The sequence below is a fragment of the Parvimonas sp. D9 genome, from assembly GCF_035282565.1.
Lineage (GTDB): Bacteria > Bacillota > Clostridia > Tissierellales > Peptoniphilaceae > Parvimonas > Parvimonas micra.
In genome coordinates this window covers 109,542-133,632 of sequence record NZ_JAYKBM010000003.1, presented here as the reverse complement: position 1 = coordinate 133,632, position 24,091 = coordinate 109,542, and the positions used below count along the sequence as shown (strand labels likewise).

At 29.6% G+C, this 24,091-nt stretch carries 19 protein-coding genes; 14 read left to right on the top strand and 5 right to left on the bottom strand.

Annotated elements, in window-relative coordinates; genetic code table 11:
* The first annotated feature begins 80 nt into the window (after nucleotides 1-80).
* Nucleotides 81-1,259 carry a M20 metallopeptidase family protein gene (locus VJI94_RS04310; protein ID WP_150263279.1) on the top strand — a complete coding sequence of 393 codons (1,179 nt, stop codon included), beginning with the start codon at nucleotides 81-83 and terminating at the stop codon, nucleotides 1,257-1,259.
* Between the two features lie 423 nt (nucleotides 1,260-1,682).
* Here VJI94_RS04310 and VJI94_RS04305 read toward each other — a convergent pair whose 3' ends face one another.
* Nucleotides 1,683-2,837: an NAD(P)-dependent malic enzyme gene (locus VJI94_RS04305; protein WP_269754767.1), complete on the bottom strand. Its 1,155-nt coding sequence runs from the start codon at nucleotides 2,835-2,837 to the stop codon at nucleotides 1,683-1,685.
* Between the two features lie 172 nt (nucleotides 2,838-3,009).
* Between VJI94_RS04305 and radA the strand changes: the two genes are divergently transcribed.
* Entirely contained in the window at nucleotides 3,010-4,377 is a 1,368-nt protein-coding gene (gene radA, locus VJI94_RS04300; RefSeq protein ID WP_324008459.1) for a DNA repair protein RadA, read from the top strand.
* 39 nt (nucleotides 4,378-4,416) lie between these two features.
* Here the strand turns inward: radA and VJI94_RS04295 are convergent, their stop codons facing one another.
* Together VJI94_RS04295 and VJI94_RS04290 are read right to left on the bottom strand one after the other, a co-directional pair.
* Nucleotides 4,417-4,962 carry a DUF6648 family protein gene (locus tag VJI94_RS04295; RefSeq protein WP_324008458.1) on the bottom strand — a complete coding sequence of 182 codons (546 nt, stop codon included), beginning with the start codon at nucleotides 4,960-4,962 and terminating at the stop codon, nucleotides 4,417-4,419.
* 37 nt (nucleotides 4,963-4,999) lie between these two features.
* Entirely contained in the window at nucleotides 5,000-5,425 is a 426-nt protein-coding gene (locus VJI94_RS04290; RefSeq protein WP_004832731.1) for a hypothetical protein, read from the bottom strand.
* 298 nt (nucleotides 5,426-5,723) lie between these two features.
* On the opposite strand from VJI94_RS04290, the gene VJI94_RS04285 reads away from it, so the two are divergent.
* From VJI94_RS04285 to VJI94_RS04275, 3 genes are all read left to right on the top strand, one after another.
* The gene (locus tag VJI94_RS04285) at nucleotides 5,724-6,428 is read left to right on the top strand and encodes an ABC transporter ATP-binding protein (protein ID WP_004832732.1); all 705 of its coding nucleotides are present in this window, start codon (nucleotides 5,724-5,726) and stop codon (nucleotides 6,426-6,428) included.
* A gap of 76 nt (nucleotides 6,429-6,504) precedes the next feature.
* Nucleotides 6,505-9,651: an FtsX-like permease family protein gene (locus VJI94_RS04280; protein WP_324008457.1), complete on the top strand. Its 3,147-nt coding sequence runs from the start codon at nucleotides 6,505-6,507 to the stop codon at nucleotides 9,649-9,651.
* 31 nt (nucleotides 9,652-9,682) lie between these two features.
* Nucleotides 9,683-10,750, top strand: coding sequence for a GNAT family N-acetyltransferase (locus VJI94_RS04275; protein WP_233428829.1), 1,068 nt, complete (start codon nucleotides 9,683-9,685; stop codon nucleotides 10,748-10,750).
* 236 nt (nucleotides 10,751-10,986) lie between these two features.
* Here the strand turns inward: VJI94_RS04275 and VJI94_RS04270 are convergent, their stop codons facing one another.
* Both VJI94_RS04270 and VJI94_RS04265 read right to left on the bottom strand, forming a co-directional pair.
* Complete coding sequence (locus VJI94_RS04270; protein WP_118059144.1) at nucleotides 10,987-12,456, bottom strand: glutamate decarboxylase; 1,470 nt, start codon at nucleotides 12,454-12,456, stop codon at nucleotides 10,987-10,989.
* A 63-nt stretch (nucleotides 12,457-12,519) separates the two neighbouring features.
* Entirely contained in the window at nucleotides 12,520-14,004 is a 1,485-nt protein-coding gene (locus VJI94_RS04265; RefSeq protein WP_324008456.1) for an amino acid permease, read from the bottom strand.
* 398 nt (nucleotides 14,005-14,402) lie between these two features.
* Here VJI94_RS04265 and VJI94_RS04260 point away from each other — a divergent pair, with 398 nt between their 5' ends.
* From VJI94_RS04260 to VJI94_RS04220, 9 genes are all read left to right on the top strand, one after another.
* Entirely contained in the window at nucleotides 14,403-15,296 is an 894-nt protein-coding gene (locus tag VJI94_RS04260) for a flavodoxin domain-containing protein (RefSeq protein WP_324008455.1), read from the top strand.
* 561 nt (nucleotides 15,297-15,857) lie between these two features.
* On the top strand, nucleotides 15,858-16,598 hold the full coding sequence (locus tag VJI94_RS04255; protein ID WP_324008454.1) for an alpha/beta hydrolase: 741 nt from the start codon (nucleotides 15,858-15,860) through the stop codon (nucleotides 16,596-16,598).
* Nucleotides 16,599-16,626: 28 nt separating this feature from the next.
* Nucleotides 16,627-16,986: a DUF6176 family protein gene (locus VJI94_RS04250; protein ID WP_324008453.1), complete on the top strand. Its 360-nt coding sequence runs from the start codon at nucleotides 16,627-16,629 to the stop codon at nucleotides 16,984-16,986.
* A gap of 27 nt (nucleotides 16,987-17,013) precedes the next feature.
* Entirely contained in the window at nucleotides 17,014-17,775 is a 762-nt protein-coding gene (locus tag VJI94_RS04245; RefSeq protein ID WP_324008451.1) for a class I SAM-dependent methyltransferase, read from the top strand.
* 30 nt (nucleotides 17,776-17,805) lie between these two features.
* The gene (locus VJI94_RS04240) at nucleotides 17,806-18,243 is read left to right on the top strand and encodes a GNAT family N-acetyltransferase (protein ID WP_324008450.1); all 438 of its coding nucleotides are present in this window, start codon (nucleotides 17,806-17,808) and stop codon (nucleotides 18,241-18,243) included.
* A 174-nt stretch (nucleotides 18,244-18,417) separates the two neighbouring features.
* Nucleotides 18,418-19,869: a glutamate--tRNA ligase gene (gltX, locus tag VJI94_RS04235; RefSeq protein ID WP_324008541.1), complete on the top strand. Its 1,452-nt coding sequence runs from the start codon at nucleotides 18,418-18,420 to the stop codon at nucleotides 19,867-19,869.
* A 16-nt stretch (nucleotides 19,870-19,885) separates the two neighbouring features.
* Complete coding sequence (locus VJI94_RS04230; protein ID WP_324004060.1) at nucleotides 19,886-21,583, top strand: DUF2207 family protein; 1,698 nt, start codon at nucleotides 19,886-19,888, stop codon at nucleotides 21,581-21,583.
* A gap of 101 nt (nucleotides 21,584-21,684) precedes the next feature.
* Nucleotides 21,685-23,412, top strand: a complete 1,728-nt coding sequence (locus tag VJI94_RS04225) for a DUF2207 domain-containing protein (RefSeq protein WP_324008449.1) — start codon at nucleotides 21,685-21,687, stop codon at nucleotides 23,410-23,412.
* A gap of 45 nt (nucleotides 23,413-23,457) precedes the next feature.
* The gene (locus VJI94_RS04220; RefSeq protein WP_029949931.1) at nucleotides 23,458-24,006 is read left to right on the top strand and encodes a LemA family protein; all 549 of its coding nucleotides are present in this window, start codon (nucleotides 23,458-23,460) and stop codon (nucleotides 24,004-24,006) included.
* Nucleotides 24,007-24,091 lie beyond the last annotated feature (85 nt).

The following is a 24,091-nucleotide window of genomic DNA, read 5'->3' as shown; positions in this document are numbered from 1 at the left end:
TAGGGGAAACCCTATTTTTTTTTATTGCAAAAAGTGGTATTATATGAGTATATTATTAAATTAATATGAAGGAGGTTTTTATGGATATTTTAAAGCTGGTTAAAGAAAAAGAAGAAAAAGTTATAAAGATAAGACGCGATTTACATCAAATTCCGGAACTGGAGTTGGAACTTCCAAAAACTATGGAATATATTTCAAAAGTTTTAGATGAAATTGGTGTAAATTATAAAAAATTATTAAATGGAAATGCAATTGTCGTTCAAATTGACGGAGAACAAAAGGGCAAATGTATTGCGATAAGAGCCGATAGTGATGCACTTCCTGTCGTTGAAAAAACAGGACTTTCTTTTGCTTCCACAAACGGAAATATGCATGCTTGTGGACATGACGGACATACTGCTATGGCACTTGGAGCTTGTATGATATTAAATGAAAATAGAGATAAACTTAAAGGAACAGTTAAAATATTTTTCCAACCCGGAGAGGAAACACCGGGAGGAGCTTTACCTATGATTGAAGAGGGCTGTATGGAAAATCCAAAAGTCGATGCAGTAATTGGACTTCATGAAGGGTGCTTAATTCCTATTGAATATGGAAAAATAGGAGTAAAATCAGGAGCCATAATGGCATCAGCGGATATTTTTGAAATCTATGTAAAAGGAAAATCTTCACATGCTGCAACACCTCATCTCTCAGCAGATCCGATTGTTGTTTCATCAGAAATCGTACTTGGACTTCAAAAGATAATTTCAAGAGAAATAAATCCTATTTCAAATGCGGTTTTAACTATCGGCATAATAAGGGGAGGAACTGCTCATAATGTAATTCCGGAATCTGTTTACATCAAGGGAACAGTTAGAACTTTAGACGAAAAAGTTAGAGAATTTATTGCAAAGCGAATTGAAGAAATTGCAGATGGAATTGCAAAAGCTTATAATTGTAAGGCGGAAACAATTTATCACTTTATGTATCCAGTAGTTATGAATGATGAAAAATTTACTGAATTTTTTATAGAAAATACAAAAGAAATTTTAGGAGAGGATTCAGTTGAAATTATAAAAAATCCGAGCATGGGTGGAGAAGATGTTGCTTATTTCCTACAAAGAGCAAAAGGAACTTACTTTATGCTTTCAAATCCGAAAATTTATGATGGAGATAAAATATATCCGCATCATCATAGTAAATTCGATGTTGAAGAAAGTTTGTTTTACAAGGGAATGTGTGCAGTTTTAGGAACTGTTTTTAAATATTTGAGCTAGAAAAATGGATTGTCTATAAACGGCAATCCATTTTGTATTCTCAAATTTATTTTTTATGTATCGAAGATATATCAGTTAGAAGAATTTCATCCTAAAGAAGCTTTAGGAGATCTTTCGACTCCGTTACACTCCGCTCAAGATGACGTGTTGGGGGGCATTTCTATACTAGTTGCTATGACGTAAAACTTTTTATTTTCTTGGAAATTTTTTATTTTTTAAGAATATTTACTGTTTACGTTAAGCTACTAAACAGAGAAAATTCCTTTATACGTCATCTCGAGCGTAGTCGAGAGATCTCATGGTTTTGCTTGTAAACAAGCAAAACTAAATGTATCGAAGATACATTTAAAAAACATTATAAACTAAAAAATAAAAGCAAAAAAATCCCCAACATTTGTTGAGGATTTCACTACTAAATATTTACTATTTAACTTTTTCTGCAACTGCTTTTGCAACTGTATCAGCTACATTTTCTTCAAAAGCTGAAACAATAATATAATCTTCTCTAATTTTGTCATCAGGAATCATACTTGCAAGTCCGTATGCTGCAGCTAATTTCATTTCATCAGTAATTTTCTTAGCCTTTGCTTGTAAAGCACCTTTAAAAATTCCAGGGAAAGCAACTACATTGTTAATTTGGTTAGGCATATCGGATCTGCCTGTTGCAGCAATTCTTGCTCCAGCTTCTTTTGCATCTGCATAAAGAATTTCAGGTTGTGGATTTGCCATTGCAAATACAATCGCATCTTTATTCATTGAAGCGACCATTTCCTTAGTAACTAAATCTTTTTGACTTACACCAATGAATACGTCGGCACCTACAAATGCTTCTTTCATAGTCATATCTTTTTGTTCTTTATTTGTAATTTCAGCTAATTCTTTCTTTACAAAATTATAATTTTCTGAATGTTTTTTGTTGATTGCACCTTTTGAATCGAATGCAATTACATTTTCAACACCCAACATCATAATTAATTTGATGATTGAATATCCTGCAGCACCGGCTCCTGAAACAACAACTTTTACATCCTTAGCTTCTTTTTTTACTAATTTTAATGCATTGATTAAAGCTGCAGTAACAACTATTGCAGTACCATGTTGGTCATCGTGGAATACAGGAATATCAAGTTCATCTATTAATGTTCTTTCAATTTCAACACATCTTGGAGAAGAAATATCTTCAAGATTAATCCCACCAAATGTAGGAGCAAGAGCTTTTACAATTGAAATAATTTCCTTAGGGTCTTTTGTATCTAAAACTATAGGAACAGCATTAACTCCACCAAATTTTTTAAATAAACAGCATTTTCCTTCCATAACAGGCATAGCGGCTTCAGGACCAATATCTCCAAGACCTAAAACAGCAGTTCCATCAGAAATAACAGCAATAGTATTAGCTTTACTTGTATATTTATAAGCTAAAGAAGGGTCTTTGCTTATTTCCATACAAGGTCTTGCAACACCTGGAGTATATGCATAAGTTAAATCTTCAGCATTTTCCAATTTTGCTTTTAATTCTGTTGATAATTTTCCTTGCCATTGTTCATGAAGCAACAAGGCTTTTTCGTAAACATCCATTTTTTATCTCCTTTATATAAAAATATTCATTCGTTGTTAATATACTACAAAGATTTCTAAAAGTCAATACAAGCATATAATTTAATTAATAATTTAATTTGCAAAAATTTAATTCAAATTTCGCCTATTGCTTTTTAAAAGTTTTTACATTAAAATATAGTTGGTGATTAAAATGAAGATAAAGAAAAAATATATATGTTCAAATTGCAAGAAAGAGTCATTGGGTTGGCAAGGAAAATGTAGTTTCTGCGGTAGCTGGGGAACGATAGAAGAAATTGAAGTTTCCGACGTTAAAAGTCCAACCGACAAAATTGTTGCAAAGGGAAAAGTTGAGAAGTTAAAAAATGTAAATATAAATGAAAATGATAGATTTATAACTGGAATTGATGAGTTAAATCGTGTTTTAGGTGGTGGAATTGTAAGAGATAGTGTAAATATTTTGACTGCAAGACCCGGCTGTGGGAAAAGCACATTGCTTTTACAACTTGCACTTGACTTTGCAAGTAAAAATGTAAAATCTATTTATATTTCTGCAGAAGAAAGCTCCTCACAGATAAAGTCAAGAGCAAATAGAATTGTAAAAGAAATTCCAGAAAATATTTGGATACAATCAACACAAAGTATGGACGAGGCTTTGAATTCAATCGAAGAAGTTGATGCTGAAGTTGTTATTTTAGATAGTATTCAAACTGTTATGTTAAGTTCAATTCCGTCAAGGGCAGGTGCTCCAACACAGACTGTCGAATGTATAAATGAATTAGTTAGAGTTGCAAAAAATGCTAAAAAGCCGAGGACAATTTTTATAGTTTGCCATATGACAAAGCAAGATGAAATGGCAGGACTTAGGACTTTGGAACATATGGTGGATTCTGTTTTGCTTTTAGAGGGAGAGTCTGACGAAAGTTTAAGAACTCTTACAAGTACAAAAAACAGATTTGGAAGAACTGGAGAAATCGGACTTTTTAAAATGGAAGAGTATGGACTTTTAGAAATTAAAAATCCATCAGAATTTTTTGTAACTCAAAGAGAAAAAGATATTTGTGGAAGTGTACTATCTGTTGTAAAAGAGGGAAGCAGAATGTTAGTTGTTGAAGTTGAAAGTCTGGTTTCTCAATCTTTTACAAGCTATCCTGCAAGAATTGGAGACAGTCTTAAAAAAGATCAATTAAATACATTGCTTTCTATTTTAGAAGAAAGAGCCGGATTTAATTTATATAATAAAAATGTAATTTTAAAAACTACAGGGGGATTAAAAATTTCGGAGCAATCTGTAAATTTAGCTGTAATTATTTCCGTTGCATCTTCAATTTTAAACAAATCAGTTCCAAGAGATAATGTATTTATTGCAGAAGTTGGACTTACAGGAGAACTAAAAAAAGTTCCGAATTTAAGCGAAAGATTAACGGAACTTGACAGAATGGGCTACAAAAAGGTATATATTTCAAATGAAGTTGTGGATATAAAAAATTTAAAAACTTTAAAAGTAGAAAAATCTAAAACTCTAAAAGAAGTTATTGACAAAGTTTTTAGAAATGTTTAATATTAAAAAAATAAGGTTGTGTATGTGCTACACAACCTTTTAAATATTTGTATTAACATAGTCATTAATCTTTGAAATTCTAATCTCATCAATAAATATATTCTTTTCTTTTAATTTCTGTAAAATTTCAATATTCATAGAATGAAAAATTGCAAAATCAACATCTTTCACAACAATTTCAAAAAGAGAATTGTTAAGTCTTTTTGAATTCATATCTATAAAATAGGATTCTGTAGTTTTTTCATCTAAGAAGTCAATCATCTTTAAAAGATGTTTATCTTTTTCTGCATAATAATTATTAGATTTCATAAGATTTTCATTATATTTTTTTTGTTTTTTCTTGTTATTTGAATACAAAATTGATTTTTGTTTAAAAAATTTCGCTAAAATATTGTAGTATTGGTAATTATACATCCCTTCTTCCAGCGATAATATATTTAAAAGTGGTTTCATATTTAAATTTTGTATCAATTCATAATTTTTTTCTAAAAAAGATATTTTATCAATTTTTCTTATCGAAAGTTCTTTAATTAACTCATTTCTTCTTTTGAAAAAAATCTCAAGTTGTTTTGTTGGTATATTCATACTCAAAAAAAAAGCATCCCGACGATGCCTTTTAAATTTAGTCTAATTTTAATTCGACACAAGTTGCTTGAGCTCCCTCACAAAGTTCTTCTTTAGGAATATTAATTCCCATGAAAACTTCAAGATTGTGCTCTTTGCAAAATGCTTCGACATCCTTTTTAAATTTGCAAAGCTTATCGCTATCAAGATCAATTATTGAATAGATACCGTCGATGTAAATTTTTTCCACATCATAATCTCTTGAAACAATTCCGAAGATAAATCCGAATAATTTATCAAGATTTACTATTCCATATTCTTTAGCATTTGTTAATCTTACACTGTGGTCTAAGCTGAAAATATGAGAATCATCTGTATCTATAAAGATGATATTTCCGTTTCCTTTTCTCACTTCTTCATTTGCTTTATCTATCAACCATTTAGTTTTTCCGGATCCTGACGGACCAAGTACAAAATTTAACATTTAAACCACCCCTTAATTTCTTTTTTTCATTATACCATTTTGCAATAAATAATACAAGTGTTTTTTTATAAAAAAGGTTAATAAAAATTATTGAAAAATAAATATTTTTTATTAAATTTATAGAATATTTTTGCAAACGATATTAAAAATTTGATTAAAGAACAGTTTTGGTTGTACTTAAAATCTTGATTTTTTATCACTTTTGTGCTAAAGTAAAATTAGGTTAGTTTGAGTAATTTTATGAAATATTAAATATTAAATGTAATATATTTAGAATAAATTAAAATGGGAGGCAATTATGGCTTTTGTCGAATTTAAAAATGTTTATAAAAAATATAATGAAGGAAAGAGTTCAGAGATTGTTGCAAATAGAGATGTTTCTTTTGAAATAGAACATGGAGAATTTTGTATTATCGTTGGACCTTCCGGTGCAGGAAAATCCACAATCCTTAATATTTTAGGGGGAATGGACGATGCAACAAGTGGAGAAATTTTTATAGACGGAAAAGATATTTGTAAATTTAATAAAAGACAACTTAACGACTATAGAAGATATGATGTAGGTTTTGTTTTTCAATTCTATAATTTAATTTCTAATTTAACAGTTTTGGAAAATGTTGAACTTGCAGGGCAAATCGTAAAGGAAAGTTTAAATCCGGCAGGGGTTTTGGAATCTGTTGAATTATCTCACAGGCTGAAAAATTTTCCAAGTCAATTATCCGGAGGGGAACAACAGAGAGTTGCAATAGCCAGAGCACTATGTAAAAATCCTAAACTGCTTTTATGTGACGAGCCTACAGGAGCTTTAGATTACCATACCGGAAAGAGGATTTTAGAACTTTTGCACCAAAGATGTAAAAGTACAAATACAACTGTAATTTTAATAACTCACAATCAGGCAATAGCGCCAATGGCAGACAGAGTTATTGAAATTAACGATAGTACTGTAAAAAATGTGATATTAAATAAAAACCCGAAGAACATAAAGGAAATTGAGTGGTAGTATGAAAAAAACATTGTTTAAAAATTTTTACAGAACAATTTTTAGGACATTTCCGAAATTTGTATCTATTGTATTTATGATAGCACTTGGAGTAATGGTCTTTGTAGGACTTAAAATAACTCCATACATCATGAGAGGAAGTGTTGATGAACGTGTAAAAGAAGGAAATTTATACGATTATAAAATTTCTTCTAATTTTGGCTTGCAAAAAGAGGATGAGAATATAATTTCCAATTTAAAAAACTTAAAGGATGTTGAATACGGATACAGTATAAATCTTAAAGATGAGGATAGGAAAGTAGATTTTACCATTGAAAACAAGCCTGAAAAAATCAGTACCGTTCAAGTAGTAGAGGGGAAAGATATTGAATCCGATTCTGACATTTTGTTGGATGAAAGATTAAAAGATAAATATAAAATCGGAGATGAAATAGACTTTAAAAATGTTGAAAAATTTGGAATTTTTAAAGATGAAGTAAAAAAATTAAAACAAAGTAAATTTACAGTTAAAGGCTTTATCAAAAGTCCTGAGGTTTTAACTACATTGTTAATGGGAACTACCGAAAATGGATATTTGGCGATAGTTTCAAAAGACACTTTTGATTTCAGTTATTTTTCTTATGCAAAAATTACTTTTTCAGACCTAAATGGTTTGAATAGAAATAGTAAAGAGTATAAAAAACTATCAAACAAAAGAAAAATAGAGTTACAAGACTCATTCAAAGGTAGAGCCGGAGAAGTATATAATGTTATTTATGCTCAAAAAAGAGAAGCATTAGATGATAGCAAGGAAGAGGTTAATAAAAATAAATTTGATATTGAAGAAAGTGAAAAGAAATTACAACAAAATCTTGAAAAAGTACAAAGTGGAAGAAAAGATTTAAGAAGAGCATTTGCGGATTTGGATTATCAAAAAAATCAATTTATTAAGCAGATAAATCAAAATGAATCAAAATTGACAACAGCCCTAGATGAGTTGTATTCTAAAAAAGCAGAGTTGGATAAAAACAAAGAAATTTTAACTGAAAAAAATAATTCTTTAATAAAAGATAAAGCAGATTTGGAAAATTCAAAAACTGATATTGAGCTACAAATAAAAAATGAAAACAAAGAATTAAAATTGCTTGAAGAAAACTACAAGGCAAACTTAATTGAAGAAAGCGAATATAAGGCAAAAAAAGAAGAAATTACTAAAAAATTGGCTGTTTTAAATGCAACTCTTGAAAAAATCAAAAAAAATTCAGCTTTGCTTGATGCTGGTCTATCAAATATTTCTTCAAAGATTAATGAATTGTTTGAAGCGGAGCAAAAATTATCTTCCGGAATCGTAAATTTGGAAAATAAAAAGTATGAATTGGAAGCAAAGTACGAGGAAGGGTTGAATAAATTTGACAAATACTATTCAAAGTTGGTTCAAAAAAAGGCTGAAATTGAAGAAAATAACTTAAAATTAAATAAAGGTAAAGATGAATTGGAAGATGCTAAAGGAAAAATTTCCGATGCAGATAGCAAAATTTCTGACGGCGATGAAGTTTTATCTAAATTGATAGAGCCAAATTACAATATTGAAGAAGGATTTGTTTCATCTGCAATGTCAAAAGTTTATTTTGCAGCTAATGGAATTTATGGCGTTTCAAATGTATTCTCACTATTTTTCTATTTCATTGCCCTTTTGGTATCACTTACAACAATGACCAGAATGGTAGATGAAAATAGAATACAGATAGGAACTTTAAAAGCTTTAGGATATAGCAATATCGACATTGCAAAACAATACTTTTACTATGGACTTTTAGCAAGTATTATTGGAGGAATAATAGGTACTATCTTAGGTTTTAAAGTGATTTCTCCACTTGTTTACAAATCCTATCTAAAAGCATTCATATTTAAAAAAGTATTTGACAATTATTATCCACAAATAATTATCGTTGGAATATTAATTGCAATTTTCTGCACAGCTTTTGTATCATATATAACATGTATAAGAACTTTAAAAGAAAAAATCTCATCACTTATGAGAGCAAAGGCTCCAAAGTCAGGAAATTTTGTTTTTCTTGAAAAAATACCATATATATGGAAAGAACTCTCATTTTTACAAAAAGCAACTTTAAGAAATGTGTTTAGGTACAAACTTAGATTGTCAATGACAATTATAGGTGTAATGGGTTGTATGGGACTTTTAGTTCTGGGATTTGGAATAAAAGACAGCTTAGACGGAGTTTCCGATTTACAATACTCAAAATATACAAAATATCATTCATCAGTTATCTACAATCCAATGTCATTGGGGAAAGATTTGGAAAAATTTAATGAAGATATAAAAGCAAATAAGGATATTAAAGAAAGTATTGATATATCATTAATATCCGTAAACATAAAATCCAAAAAGAGCTTTGATGAAAAAATAGGTGTATTTACAATTGACAATTTGGGTGATTTTTCTAAGTTCTTTGGACTATACAATGGAGATAAAAAAATCGAAAAATTAGATGACGGAATCTATATAAATAGAAAATTAGCTGAAAAATTTTCACTTTCAGTTGGAGATGAAATAAGATTTATAAATAACAACAAGGAATATAAAGGAGTCGTTGCAGGAATCTTTGAAAATCATGTTGGCAATTTTTTTATAATGAATGAAAAAACTTATGAACAAACTTTTTTCAGAAAACCTATAAAAAATACTAAACTACTAATTTTAAATGATGGAAGCAAGAGCAATGTTGAAAAAGTAATAAATGAATTAGAAAAAGATCCCGTTTCCGTAAAAGGCACAAACATACATTCCTTGAAAAGAATAATTGATGACGCATCTTACAGCATAAACTCAATTATTTTAGTAATCGTAATATGCTCAGGCTTCTTGTCAATCGTAGTTTTATATAATCTAAGTAATATAAACATCTCTGAAAGAAAAAGGGAAATTGCAACACTTAAAGTTTTGGGATTCTATCCTTTAGAAATTGACAATTACATCTACAAAGAAACTGTAATACTAACAATGTTAGGAATAGGACTGGGAGTCTTTGTAGGTCATAGCCTGCACATAAACATAATGGAACAACTTGCTATGGACTCAATCAGATTTTTCAACAAAGTAAAACTCATAAGCTACATTTACTCAGCATTAGTAACGCTATTATTCACATTTGTAGTTTACTTTATAGTAAAAATAATGCTTAGCAAAGTTCCGATGATTGAATCTTTAAAAGATGTGGAATAGAAAATATTTTTAAAAAAGAGAGGTAGAAAAAATGGATAAAAAAAATAAGGATATTAATATTCCTGAACCATCAATCGAAGAAGTTGAGAAATATCTTGAAAAATGGAAACACAATAAGGAATATTGTAATAAGGAGGAAGCACTTAATAAACTGTTCTTTGAAATATGTCCAAAGAATACAGATATTAAAGATATTCTATTAAAGGCATCAACACTTAATGACTTTTATAGTACAAATATTTTTTCAATCTATCCAGTTGCTGAGCATATACAAGCTAAGGGTATAGATTCAAAACTTAAAAAAGGGGATATTTCTGCGGTTAGTGATATTCAAAATGTAACCATTGGAGGCAAAATTAAAAATTTTTACTCATTTGCTTCAAAATATTGTAGTCATCATAATTCAAAAGATTATCCAATTTATGATAGTTATGTCGATAGGGTGCTTAGATATTTTAGAAAATGTGATAAGTTTTTCGATTTTAAAAACGAAGACTTGAAAGATTATGTTAAATTCAAAGGCATAATTATAGAATTTCAAAGATTCTATGGTTTAAATGAATATAGTTTTAAGCGAATTGACCAATATCTTTGGCAACTTGGAAAAGAGTACTTCCCTAAACATATAAATATAGAAACAAAAAGGTGTAGGATAAGACAATTTAAACAATCAGATGTAGATGACCTATATCTGATATTAAGTAACCCTAAAGTGATGGAATACATTGAAGAACCCTTCACTTTGGAAAACACAAAAGACTTTTTAAATAAAAATGCACTGTCTTATCCTCCACGAGTATTTGCTTTGGAATATAAACAAAACAAAAAACTAATTGGACATGTTATTTTTCACGAATACCACGAATACGACGAAGAAAGCTACGAAATTGGCTTTATTTTAAGTCAAGACTATTGGGGACAGGGCATAGCAGATGAAATAACAAAATCACTCATTAACTATGCAAAAAATAAAAATATTCATTCACTCATTATCGAATGTGATAAAAGACAATTAACAACACAAAAAATCGCAACAAACAACAATTTTAAGCTAATAAGTAGTGAGAATTTGCTTGTTTATGAATTGGTTTTAGAGTAAATATGTGTGGATTATGTATCTACGATACATTTACTTTTGCTTGTAAACAAGCAAAGTTAGGACTAGATTCGTTTTGCTAACGCTATAGTCGAAATGACATATTAGGTAAGATACTCCGATTAAGAACAAGATGTTATGAGTAAAAAACTTAAAAATATTTTTTAAATGAGATTTTTATTATTAAATATACATTAAAAAAGGGGCTGATAACAGCCCCTTTTAGTATTTTACCTAAATTATCTACCACTATGGTCAAATCCCTTAGCAGGGTTAGAGTTCTTTTCATTGTTACGAAGAACAACTCTTGAATTGTTTAATATTTCAATTTGTTTTTTCATTTCGTTTATGCAAAGAATTGCTAAAGGCATTCCAAAATCTTGACGAAGAACAAGTCTTTGTACATCTACATCTTTTAAATTTTCAGGCATAGGATATGCAGGAATCATCCAGCCATGCATACGAAGTCTATCTTCAAGGTCGTATAATGTCCATTGTACATTTGCATTTTCTTTTAGTCTCCAGCATACAATAGGGATTTGATTTGCTTCTTCAAGCAGTTCAAATATTTCCATTTTTTTGATTTCATCTGCCATGTATCTTGCTACATCTATTGTTCTTTGATGAATTTCTTTATAGCCTTTAAACCCGTTTCTCATAAGCATATAGTATTGACCGACAATTTGAGATGCACTACGTGAGAAGTTGATTGCCATAGTAGCTTCTTCTCCTCCTAAGTAACTAACCCAGAAAATTAATTCTTCTGGAAGAGCTTTTTTGCTACGCCAAATTACCCAGCCTACTCCCGGATATACAAGACCATATTTATGACCTGAAGTACTAATTGACCATACATTTTTTAATCTGAAGTCCCATTTTAATTCAGGTTCTATAAAAGGAGCAACCATACCTCCAGAAGCAGCATCAACGTGGATTCTAATAGGTAAATCAGGTTTCTTTTTATTATATTGTTCAACTAGTTTGTCAAGAGCTTTTACATCATCATATTTTCCTGTATAAGTAATACCTAAAATAGCAACTATACCTATTGTGTAATCATCAACATAATCCATTACTGTATCCATATTAAGGGATAAATGTTCCATATCTAGTGGAACAGTTCTCATTTCAATATCCCAGTAGCGACAGAATTTTTCCCAACATACTTGATATCCTGAAGAAATTACAAGATTAGGTCTCTTTTTGGTGAATCTATTAACTCCTGCTTTATCTGCAAGATGTTTCCATCTGAAAAGCATAGCTAGTCCACCTAGCATACAAGCTTCTGATGAACCGACAGTAGATGTTCCTATAGGTTCTTCTTTTGGATTCATATGCCATAAGTTTCCAATAATATCGACACATCTGTTTTCAAGGTCTGCAGTCATTGGATATTCATCTTTATCAATTGCATTTTTTTCAAAATTCTCTGCCATCAATGCTGTTGCAGTTGGTTCCATATAAGTTTGACAGAAAGTTGCAAGGTTTTGTGTTGCATTTCCTTCTGTTTTTAAATATTCTCTAATAATTTCTGCTGCAACTTGAGGTGATACAGGATTTTCATTTATTTTTTTGTTTGGCATTTCAATATCGCTAGCTTCTGTACCGAAAATTGGTGTAAGATATCTAGTTTCTTGATTCATTGATTCAAGAATATCACTGATATGATTAGTGCTTTTTCTACTTGATTTTGATATTTTTTTACTCATATTAATCTTCCTTTCTTTAAATAAAATTTGAACTATATCAATGTATTTAATAATTTATAATAACTACTTACTTTTATCATCATATTTTGTTGCCCATCTATGTTTATTTGAATAAATAATTATAGGAACTATTAAGGAGATAATAAAGCATATAATTAGCACAATTTGATATACTTGATTATCTGCAGTTGTTAATTTTGATGATGGGAAAAATGAAATAATTAAAGTTGCTATTGTAATAAGCAATCCTACTGTAGCAACAATTATTTTAAATACTTTTCCACCAGGAACTTGGAATGTACGTTTTAAATTAGATTTTTTCAATATTAAAACGAAATATCCTAAGAAGAATAATATATATCCAACCAAATAGATTACAACTGTAAGTCCTATTGCTGTTAAATAACCGACTGATGAATCAGAACCTCCTGCCAATGCTATAGAACCACATAGAACTGCATCCCAAATTGTTACTATAATTGCTTGAAGTATAACTGTTTTTACTGACACTCCATTTTTATTAGTTTTTGCAAAAGATGGAGGGAGAATCTTATCATTTGCCGCTTCTAAAAGCGCTCTGGATGGGCCAACAATCCAAGAAGATATTTCTGCTAATACACCAAGAGCTAATAGTATTGCAACTATTAAAACAAGCCAATTATATTGTGAACCAAAATGTTCTGTAAAGATTGCTTCAAATGCCTCAATAACTCCATAAGATAGATTACCATTTAATATTTTGTCTGGAAGAGTTGTAGCTATAGCAAGTCCGCCAAGAGCATCAAGTACAATTGTAAGTATAGTTAAAACAATCATAACTGAAGGATATGTTCTTGTCGGATTCTTAAGTTCGTTAACGTGAGATGCTGATGCCTCTACGCCCATATAACCGAGAATAAAAGAAGCAAAAATTACAAGAGTTCCTGTTTCCTTGAAATTTGGAATTAGAGTTTCTGTCGTAATCTTAATTTGAGAAACACCACCAGTACTAAAGTATGCAATTAAGCCAATGAAAAGTATAATAACAGGAAGAACTATTCCTCCAAGAAAACCAATCTTAGAAATTCTTTCTGTATATTTTGTTCCACCTAGTTGTGTAAATGTTAGAACCCACACAATGATTGCAACTCCAAAAAACATAACCATTGGGTTATTGTAAAGTGCATCAAATTTAAATACGTACGCCAATGCTGCAAGTATAAAAAATGCCATGGTAACAAATCCTACTGTTATTTGAAACCATTGAAAGAATAAAGCTGAAAATCCCCATCGTTTACCTAGAGTATTTCCAACCCATGAGTAAATACCTCCAGATTCCCATCCTTCTACTGTTGCCATTTCTGCAGAGCATAATGCAACAGGCAAGAACCAAAAAAGTCCTCCGACAATTAGAAAGAATACAAGTTGAAATCCAGAACTAGCAAAAGACGGATATTCATATACCGTCATTACCATAGATGCTGTAATAGCAAAAAAATCAAAAAATCCCAGCTTATGCGCTGATTTGTTATTTGATTTTACTGATGATGTTGTCTTATTATTAGTCATAAAATTCCTCCTTTCATTCATCATAATCAAAATATCTTTTGGTGGTAATTTATACCATTGCTCTTTTTTAAAAAATATTAAAAGTATCAAAATTTAATTCAAAAAATCGAAGTAAATTTATAAAACTTTTATGTAAATTATATATATGTAATTTATTGTACAAAAAAATAACTTGTATTATAGTGATACCCCTATATAGATTATTATATCGATAATTTTTAAATTTATATTTAGTTTGATTTGTATAGTTATATATTTTTTTAATTTTTTTCAAGTAGTTTTATTTTTGTTAGCTAAATTAGTCAAAGGGTATATTTGAAACAGTAGAGTAATATTTTTTTGAAAGTTATAATTTGGTTTATAAATTATTTAAAAACATTTATAAGAGGCGAATAGATATGAGTAGTACTATGGAATATAAGAGTAATCAAAATTTAGAGCTTTTTTTAGATGATAATATTTTGGATGAGAGAGAATCTTTTTCTCCAAAAGTTAAAGTAATTTATTTTTCACCTACAGGAACTACAAAAAGAATAATTAAAAATGTAATTAAAGGAATTGAGTCAAAAGAAGTATATTATTTTGATTTAACAAAGGAAAATAGAATTTCTAAAACAGAAAACATCGATACAAGCAAAGCTGATCTAATTATTTTAGGGGCACCAGTTTATGGTGGATTTTTGTATAAAGAATTTAGAAATTATATAAAGAATATTGATTTTAATAATAAAGCTGTCGCTATAGTTTTACTATATGGAAATGCTGCAATTATGTTTGCTAAAAGAGAGATTGTTTCTATAGTAAAAAAGAATAATGGCAATGTTGTGGGATATGGAGAGTTTATAGGAGAACATTCTTATTCAACAAAAGAACTACCTGTTGCTATAAATAGACCTAACACAGAAGATATTAATATGGCAATTTCATTTGGAAAGGCTATAAGAGAGGAATTAAAAAATAATATAGAAAAGAATAAAAGCTTAAGCTTATTTGATAGATTTATAGGCAAAGTTGCTGATATAAAACCTGTACATACTGGGAGAAGAATATTTACTATTCCTAAAACTGATTATGAGCTTTGTGATAATTGTGGTGTTTGTATAAAAAAATGTCCTAAAGCTTGTATTGATAATCATATTATAACGGATAAAAATGCTTGTATTGTATGCATGGCTTGTGTAAAGTCTTGCCATAAGAATGCTCGTATAAGCAAAGCAAAAAATCCATTAATAAATATAGGATTGAAAAAAATTAATAAAAATAAAAACGAATCAAAGTTTATTGTTTTTTAGAATTAGTAGGTTTCGTGTTTTAATTAAAAGAAATTAGACGGTTGAGATGCCGTCTTTTTTTGTTGTAAAAAATAAATTAGTATTTTATGTATCTTCGATACATTTACTTTTGCTAAAGCAAAAGTATGAGATTTCCGCAGTTGATTGTACTCAAATCAAAGATTTGAACAATTTTCCATCGTACCAACTTTTTGTTGTTTATTCATAAACAATAAAAAGTAGGTCTGACGGGGTCGTTGTATCTTTGATACAATGACTCTGGAGATCTCACTACTATTATTTGCTTGCAAATAATAGTAAGTCCTGTAAAGGACTTAGTAAATAAACCAGTTGTAACAATCTATACAAAACCCCTAAAGCTATCGTATAATGAAATTATTATAATATACAAGATTACGATACATTTTTGTATAAATTTTTCTAATTTGCAAGCAAAAAACTATTTGAGAGAGTGAGAAATCACTCTCTTTTAAATTTATATATAGATTAGAATTGTAACAAGTGGTATAATAGAGTTAAATTAGAAAGATTACAAATAGTATAAAAGTTAAGGAGTAAAAAATGAATTTTGTTGATATTAATGAGGGTAGCGAAAAGGTAATATTACTTATTCATCCTATGTTATCTTCTGCTGAAGGAATGAAATTTTTAATTGCTGATAATATATTAGGGGATTATAGATATATAATTCCGGACTTATCAGCACATGGAAAGTCAAGAGAAGTATATAAGTCAGCGGAAATGGAAGCTGATAAAATAAAGAATTATTTAGTTAAAAATGGAATAGATAGGATAAATTTAGCTTTTGGAGCTTCTTTAGGTGGAGTAGTATTGTTAAATTTATTAAATAGCAAGGATATAATTATAGATAAATGTGTTTTTGAAGGAGCTAGTTTGTGGCAAAAAGCCTATTTTTTAGATTTTCTTTTTAAGAAAATTTTTTTGAGAAAACATAAGAAAGCTCTTAAAGATAAGAATTTTGCTGTAGAAAAAATGACCGCTCTATATGGAGCGGAATTTGGTAAAATAATGGCAGAGTCTTTTATAAGGATGGATGATGAAAGTATTGTGAATATAATTCACGATTGCTCTTTTGTAAAAATCCCAGATTTATCTAAGGATGAGCAAGAAAAGCTGATTTTTTGTTATGGTTCTAAAGAGTTTGATTATAAAGAAGCGAAGAAGGTGATACCCAAAAAACTACCTTATGTTAAATTAAAAGTATGGGAAGGTTATGGGCATTGTGATAAAATTACAAAAGATAATTTAGAATATTGTAAATTTTTAGAAAGTCAAATATAAAAAAAAGTACTATTTTTGGGGGGAAAGTATGAATATAGAATTATCACGATTTCGTGTCAGAAAGGGGAAGTCGGAAGTAGTAGATAAGTGGATGAATTTTTTAAATGAAAATATGGAGGAAGTATTACTTACTTTGGACGGAGAGAGAATGTATGTAGAAACTATTTTTCGAGAAAAATGTGAGGATGAAGAGTATCTTTATTGGTATTCAATTCAAGGAGAAAATGGAATAAGAGTAGAAGAGTCTGATTCGTGGATAGATAAAAAGCATCTTGAGTATTGGGATGAATGTATAGATAAAAATTATCATGTTGAAATGTCAATGCAAGTTTCTATGATTCCTCATCATATAGCTAATTTGATGACGGATAATTCAATTGTTAGATAAATAAAATAGATATTTAAGGAGAAAAACATGGATAAACAGACACTTTTAAATGAATGGTTGCATGAGCAGGAAATTGCTCATATTAAGGGTTGGGATTTTTCTCATATTAGAGAAAGATATAAAGAAGAAGATGATCTTCAATGGGATTTTGGAAGCATTATAAAGTCATATTTAAGAGAAAGTGATTATTTGTTGGATATGGAAACTGGTGGTGGAGAATTTCTTTTATCTTTTTTATTAAATCCCAAACATACTTCAGCAATTGAAGGCTATGAGCCAAATATTAAGATATGTGAGGAGAGACTTATTCCTTTGGGAATAGATTTTAAAGCAGCTGATGGTGGTGATGAACTTCCTTTTAAAGATAATTATTTTGATATTATTACAAATAGACATGGTAAATATAATGTTAATGAGCTTAAAAGAGTTCTTAAAAGTGGAGGATTATTTCTTACACAACAGGTTGGTGCTGAAAATGACAGAGAATTAGTGGAACTTTTAATAGGAGATGTTGATGTTCCATTTCCTAAAGCTTATCTGAATATTTCAAAAGAAGAATTTATAGAAAATGGTTTTGAGATTGTTGAAGAAGCAGAAACTTATAGACCGATAGAGTTTTATGATGTTGGAGCTCTGGTTTGGTTTGCAAGGATTATAGATTGGGAATTTCCTTATTTTGAAGTCGAGAAGTATAAAGAAAATCTCTTTAAAGCACAGGAAATTCTTGAAAAAGAAGGAGTAATTAGAGGTAGAATTCACAGATATTATTTTGTTGCCAGAAAGAAATAAAGAAATTACAAATTTAGGAGGAATAAAAGTATGTTAATTAGACCGATGACTATAGATGATTATGAGGAAGTGTATTCTCTTTGGATGTCCTGTAAGGGAATGGGATTAAATAATCTTGATGATTCAAAAGAAGGAATAGAAAAGTTTTTGATTCACAATCCTAATACATGTTTTGTCGCGGAGGAAAATTGTATTGTAGGTGCTATTATGGTCGGAAATGACGGAAGAAGAGGTTATATTTATCATACAGCTGTTAATCCTAAATATCAAAATCAAAAAATTGGAACTAAATTATTGAATACAGCTATGAATGAACTTATTAGATTGGGAATTAACAAAGTTGCTCTTGTAGTTTTTGATAGAAATGAAAAGGGAAATATTTTTTGGAAAAAACAAGGTTTTACTATTAGAGATGATTTAATTTATCGTAATAAGTCACTTAAAGATATAACGAGGATTGACACTTAAAATTATTATAAAAAATGTACTTTTAATATTTTGATAATATAATTAACTGCAAGTACTTTATAAACTCGCAGTTTTTATGTGTGCATTTGAGCTTGATTTTTTGTTAAAAACCTTTACAAATTAATATAATTGATATATAATTATTATAGATATATGTTATTTTTTAGGAGGGAAATAGGAATGGTTAGATTGCGTTTTGCACCAAGTCCAACAGGATATTTACATATAGGAGGACTTAGGACTGCACTTTATAATTATTTATATGCTAAGCAAAAGGGAGGAAAGTTTTTGCTTAGAATAGAAGATACCGATAGAACCAGATATGTTGAGGGAGCTATTGAAAATTTGATTCACGAACTTAAATGGGCAGGAGTTGAGGCAGACGAAGGTGTTTGTCTTGATGAAAACGGAAAGATTACAGAAGTTGGTGAATGTGGTCCATATATCCAATCTGAAAGAGTTGAAAAGGGAATTTACAATAAATATGCAGAAGAACTTATCGAAAAGGGATATGCTTATTATTGTTTCTGTAGCAAAGAAAGACTTGATGATGTAAAAAATCAACAAAAGGCTGATGGAAAAATTCCAAGATATGACGGACTTTGTAGAGGTGTTAGCATTGAAGATGCTAAAAAGAGAATTGCAAATGGAGAAAGCTATGTAATTAGATTAAAGTTACCTGAAAATAGAGATATTGTTTTTGAAGATGTAATCAAAGGTAGAATTACAATAAATACAAATGATATGGACGATCAAGTTTTGATTAAGGCTGACGGTTTTCCAACTTATCATTTTGCAGTAGTTGTTGATGATCATTTAATGGGAATTACTCATATTGTAAGAGGAGATGAATGGATTTCATCAACTCCTAAACATATTTATCTTTATGAGGCTCTTGGTTTTGAAAAGCCTACTTTTGTTCATTTACCAACAGTTTTAAATAAGAGTGGCAAGAAATTATCTAAGAGAAATGATGATGCATCTGTTGAAGATTTTAGATTAAAAGGATATCTACCGGAAGCACTTATTAATTATCTTGCGCTTGTGGGTTGGAGCCCTGAAAGCAATGAAGAAATTTTATCCTTAGATGAAATGGTTAAACAATTCTCTTTTGATAGAGTTTCAAAATCAGGTGGAGTTTTTGATGTAGATAAATTAGATTGGGTTAATGCTCAATATATTAGAAAGATGGAAGTTTCAGAACTTGCAAAACTTGTTAAACCTTATTTAGTTAAGGCAGGGTTTATAAAGGAAGATATTTGTGAAAAAAGACTTGAACTTATTACGAAGATTTTTCAGGAATCTATTTCAAGACTTCCAGAAATTGTTGAACAATCAAGATTTTTATTTGAAGATGTTGCAGTTGAACCGGATGCTTTGAAAATGAGGAATGTAGAGCATATAGAAATTTTAAAAGAAAAAATGAAGGAGGAATTATCTCAAATCGAGGAAATGGATGAAGAAACTGCCAAAGGCTTTATGAAAAAAGTTCAAAAGGCATCAGGTTTTAAGGGCAAAGACTTGTATATGCCGGTTAGAGCATTACTTACAGGTCAAGTTCATGGACCTGAACTTTCAAACATTTTAGAGATTTTAGGTAAAGGTGAAATTCTAAGAAGATTGTAATAGGAGGCGGAGGCTTATGAAAAATCTTAGAAATTTGGCAAAAAGAATTTTTGTTTTTTCTGCTGTATTACTTAGTCTATTTGTAATACCTTTCAATAATTCTTTTGCAGATACTTTTTACAAAAATACGATAAATGTTAGAATTAACAAAGATGGAAGTGCTGACATTGAAAGTATTATGGATTTTGAACCATCAAAAGGAACTGAATACTTTGTTCCTGTTAATAATTTAGGGAAAAGTGAAATAGTTAATTTCAAAGTTTCGGAAATTAAAAATGGAAAAGAAGTTCCTTATGAAAGTTTAGAATCTTGGAATACAAAGAAAACAAGAGAAGAAAAGGCTAAAAAATCAGGAGTTGTAAAGACTGATAAAGGTTATGAACTTTGTTTCGGATTTGGAGAATATCAGAGAAAAACTTTTATTTTAAGATATAGAGTTACTAATTTCATAAAACTTTTAAAAGATTCTGATATGATCTATTGGCAATTTGTAAACAAAGGATTAAGCGCTGCTCCCGGCGAAGTTAAACTTACTATCACAAAAGGAGAAGGAAGTTTTGACAATACAAACTCTAAGATTTGGGCTTTCGGGAACAAAGGAACAATAGAATTTTCGGATGGCAAAATAGTTTTTAATAGTTTGACTGGACTTACAAGTTCTAATTATGTTACGGTTTTGGTTCAATTAAACAAAGGGGATATCACTTCCGGAGAAACTATAGATAAAGATTTTTCATATTATAAAGATTTAGCATTTAAAGGCTCTGATTATACTAAAAAAGCCGATAAAAAAAGTAGTAATAAGATTTTTTATGTTGCAGGAGGTATAATTGTTGCCATTGTTGTTCTTGTTAAAATATTTGGCAAGAAAAAGAGCAATGGATATCAAAAAGGAGACTTTAAAGGAGAATATTACAGAGATATTCCTGAAAAAGAATGGTGGAAATTGTCCGATATTTTAGAAGATATAGGTTTCGATGGTCAAGAATCGATAATTAGAGCATATTTTCTAAAATGGATACAAGAAAAAATATTAATACCTGTAACTGAAGAAAAGGGACTTATTTTTAAAAAAGACACATTGGCTTTGAAAATAAAGAGCGGTTTTAACAATGATTTCGAAGAAAAAGTAGAGAGAAAACTATTTGCTATGTTTGCAGGTGCTGCCGGAGCTGATGGAATCTTACAAGAAAATGAGTTTTCTGATTATTTGGAAGATACGGATAATCAAGAAGAATTTGAATCAATAGAAGAAGATTTAGAAGAACTATCCAATGAATATGCAAGTAAAAATGATCTTTTTGAAAAAAGTAGTAAAGGCAAATATTCTCATACTTATAGTGAAAAAGGTAAAGAATTTACCGCGAAATTAGTAAAAAATTATAATTATTTGAAAGATTTTTCATTATTGAGTGAGAGAGAAATTTCAGAGATAAAAGTTTGGAAAAACTTGTTAATTTATGCAACGCTTTATGATGTTGCAGATGAAGTTGAAAAACAATTAAAGAAATTATCTCCGGAATTTTTGAGAAATATAGATATGGATGTAGAATCATTGCATACGGCAGTTATTTATTCTAATGCATTCTCTAATGATTTCGTGGATGCTTATTCAAGAAGTGTTGAAGAGGCTTCTGATGGAGGTGGAGGCTTTACAAGCATCGGCGGTGGAGATGATTCCTTCGGTGGCGGAGATGGTGGTGGAACTAGATAGTTCCAGCATAATAAAAAATTAAAAATTTGCAAAACTTGTAAAGCTATATAGTAATACAAGTTTTGCAAATAATATATTAAGAAGGTTGGTATATGAGGCTTATGAAAATTTTTAAGAATTATTTTAAAAGATTTTTTATATTTTCTTTTATACTGCTCGGACTTTTTGTTATTCGGTCCAATAATTCTTTTGCAGATACTTTTTACAAAAATGAAATAAATGTTAGAATTAATAAGGATGGAAGTGCAGATATTGAAAGTATTATGGATTTTCAAGCCTCAAAGGGAACCGAATACTATATTCCTATAGGAAATCTTGGAACAAGTAAAATAGTTAATTTTAAGGTTTCTGAAATACAAAACGGGAAAGAAATTCCCTATGAAAGTTTAGAAAATTGGAATACAAAAAAAAGCAGACAGGAAAAATCCGGCAAATCAGGAGTTTTAAAAACTTCAAACGGTTATGAACTCTGTTTTGGATTTGGAGAATATCAAAGGAAGACTTTTGTATTAAGATACAGGGTAACAAATTTTATAAAACTTTTAAATGATTCAGATATGATTTTTTGGAAATTTGTAAATGACGGATTAAGTGCCGCTCCAAAAGAAGTTAAGATTACTATTTCTAAGGAGGAAGGAAAGTTTGATAATACGAATTCTAAGATTTGGGCTTTTGGTAATAAAGGGAAAATAGAATTTTTAGATGGAGATATAGTTTTTAATAGTTTGACAGGACTTTCCAGTTCTAATTATGTAACTGTCTTGGTTCAATTAAATAAAGGTGAAATTACTTCCGGAGAAAGAATAAATAAAGATTTTTCATATTATCAAGATATGGCATTTAAAGGGTCAAGTTATGATAAAAATTATAAAAAAAATACAAGCTCAAAAGATCGTCAAAGAATTTCTAGACTTGCAATACAATTTATTATAATTCTTTTTGCCGGAATGTTTGGAACTTCTGCAGTTGTTTCTGCAAATAAGAAGATTAAAGGTGGATACAAAAAGGGAGATTTTAAAGGAGAATATTATAGAAATATCCCTGAAAAAGAATGGTGGAGATTATCCTTCATTTTGAAATGCGCCGGCTTTGATGGAGCAGAATCGATAATTAGAGCATATTTTTTGAAATGGATACAAGCTAAGCTTTTGATACCTATGACCGAAGAAAAGGGATTTATTTTTAAGAAAGAAATTTTATCTTTAAAAATTAATAATAAATTAGAATACGATTTTGAAACTACAACAGAGAGAAAATTATTCACTATGGTTGTTAAAGCAGCCAGAGATGATGAAATTCTACAGGAAAATGAATTTTCAAACTATCTTAAAAAGACGAGCAATCAAACATCTTTTAAGTCTTTACAGGAAACATTAAAACAAGACTCTTTAAGTTATGCAAGAGAGCATAACCTGCTTAATACTAGTGATAGAGGAAAGTGGACATACAGATATAATGAAAATGGTAAAAAGTTTACTGAAAACTTGATAAAATATTATAATTATTTGAAAGATTTTTCACTGTTGAGTGAAAGAGAAATTTCTGAAATAAAAGTTTGGAAAGACTTATTGATTTATGCAACACTTTATGATGTTGCAGATGAAGTTGAAAAACAATTAAAGAAACTTTCTCCGGAATTTTTAGAAAATTATGATGTAGATATATATTCATTGCATACAGCAATGATTTATTCTCACGTGTTTTCTAATAACTTTTTAGATGCTTATTCAAAAAGCGTTCAAAGTTCTTCCGGAGGAGGCGGAGGCTTTACAAGTATTGGCGGCGGAGGAGGATCCTTCGGTGGCGGTTCCGGTGGAGGAACTAGATAGTTGGCTATAAATTTAGTACAATATATATTTAGAAAGGAGAAAATTATGATAGCATTATATGTAATTCTGGGAGTGGTGGTTTTATTAGGATTATGGCTTATGTCAAGCTATAACAAATTAATAAGACTTAGAGAAATGGTTAAAAATGCTATGGGACAAATAGCAGCAAATGTTGAATCAAGATGGGATGCTTTAAAATCTTTGATTGATGCAACTAAAAAATATTCAGCACATGAAGCTGAAACATTAGAAAAAGTTATTCAAGCAAGAGGAAGTGTAAACAGTAGCAGTTCTGTAAAAGATATTGAAGCTGATGATAATATGTTTACTCAAGCTCTATCAAGACTTGCTGTTGTGGTTGAAGCATATCCTGATTTAAAAGCTAATACATTATATCTAAATACAATGGACAAGATTGATGAATATGAACAAGACGTAAAGAATTCAAGAATGATTTATAATGACACAGTTACCAGATTTAATAGGACTATGTTAGTATTCCCTGTAGTATTAATTTCAAGAATGATGGGATTCACTGAATACGAATATTTCAAAAACACAGAAGAAAAAGCAGCTCCTCCAAGCTGGGATTAATTAAAAGCACTCGAAAGGGTGCTTTTTTAGTAAAATTTTTTAGAGAAAATGTCGGGAGAATAGTATAAAAAATATTTGAAAAAAA

What these genes read in the sequence shown, in the direction of transcription:
- VJI94_RS04230 (WP_324004060.1), top strand. Translation starts at nt 19,886, where the DNA reads ATGAAAAATCTTAGAAATTTGGCAAAAAGAATTTTTGTTTTTTCTGCT.
- VJI94_RS04220 (WP_029949931.1), top strand. Translation starts at nt 23,458, where the DNA reads ATGATAGCATTATATGTAATTCTGGGAGTGGTGGTTTTATTAGGATTA.
- VJI94_RS04285 (WP_004832732.1), top strand. Translation starts at nt 5,724, where the DNA reads ATGGCTTTTGTCGAATTTAAAAATGTTTATAAAAAATATAATGAAGGA.
- VJI94_RS04240 (WP_324008450.1), top strand. Translation starts at nt 17,806, where the DNA reads ATGTTAATTAGACCGATGACTATAGATGATTATGAGGAAGTGTATTCT.
- VJI94_RS04255 (WP_324008454.1), top strand. Translation starts at nt 15,858, where the DNA reads ATGAATTTTGTTGATATTAATGAGGGTAGCGAAAAGGTAATATTACTT.
- VJI94_RS04265 (WP_324008456.1), bottom strand. Translation starts at nt 14,004, where the DNA reads ATGACTAATAATAAGACAACATCATCAGTAAAATCAAATAACAAATCA.
- VJI94_RS04275 (WP_233428829.1), top strand. Translation starts at nt 9,683, where the DNA reads ATGGATAAAAAAAATAAGGATATTAATATTCCTGAACCATCAATCGAA.
- VJI94_RS04305 (WP_269754767.1), bottom strand. Translation starts at nt 2,837, where the DNA reads ATGGATGTTTACGAAAAAGCCTTGTTGCTTCATGAACAATGGCAAGGA.
- VJI94_RS04290 (WP_004832731.1), bottom strand. Translation starts at nt 5,425, where the DNA reads ATGTTAAATTTTGTACTTGGTCCGTCAGGATCCGGAAAAACTAAATGG.
- VJI94_RS04260 (WP_324008455.1), top strand. Translation starts at nt 14,403, where the DNA reads ATGAGTAGTACTATGGAATATAAGAGTAATCAAAATTTAGAGCTTTTT.
- VJI94_RS04250 (WP_324008453.1), top strand. Translation starts at nt 16,627, where the DNA reads ATGAATATAGAATTATCACGATTTCGTGTCAGAAAGGGGAAGTCGGAA.
- VJI94_RS04280 (WP_324008457.1), top strand. Translation starts at nt 6,505, where the DNA reads ATGATAGCACTTGGAGTAATGGTCTTTGTAGGACTTAAAATAACTCCA.
- VJI94_RS04225 (WP_324008449.1), top strand. Translation starts at nt 21,685, where the DNA reads ATGAAAATTTTTAAGAATTATTTTAAAAGATTTTTTATATTTTCTTTT.
- VJI94_RS04245 (WP_324008451.1), top strand. Translation starts at nt 17,014, where the DNA reads ATGGATAAACAGACACTTTTAAATGAATGGTTGCATGAGCAGGAAATT.
- VJI94_RS04295 (WP_324008458.1), bottom strand. Translation starts at nt 4,962, where the DNA reads ATGAATATACCAACAAAACAACTTGAGATTTTTTTCAAAAGAAGAAAT.
- VJI94_RS04270 (WP_118059144.1), bottom strand. Translation starts at nt 12,456, where the DNA reads ATGAGTAAAAAAATATCAAAATCAAGTAGAAAAAGCACTAATCATATC.
- VJI94_RS04310 (WP_150263279.1), top strand. Translation starts at nt 81, where the DNA reads ATGGATATTTTAAAGCTGGTTAAAGAAAAAGAAGAAAAAGTTATAAAG.
- radA (WP_324008459.1), top strand. Translation starts at nt 3,010, where the DNA reads ATGAAGATAAAGAAAAAATATATATGTTCAAATTGCAAGAAAGAGTCA.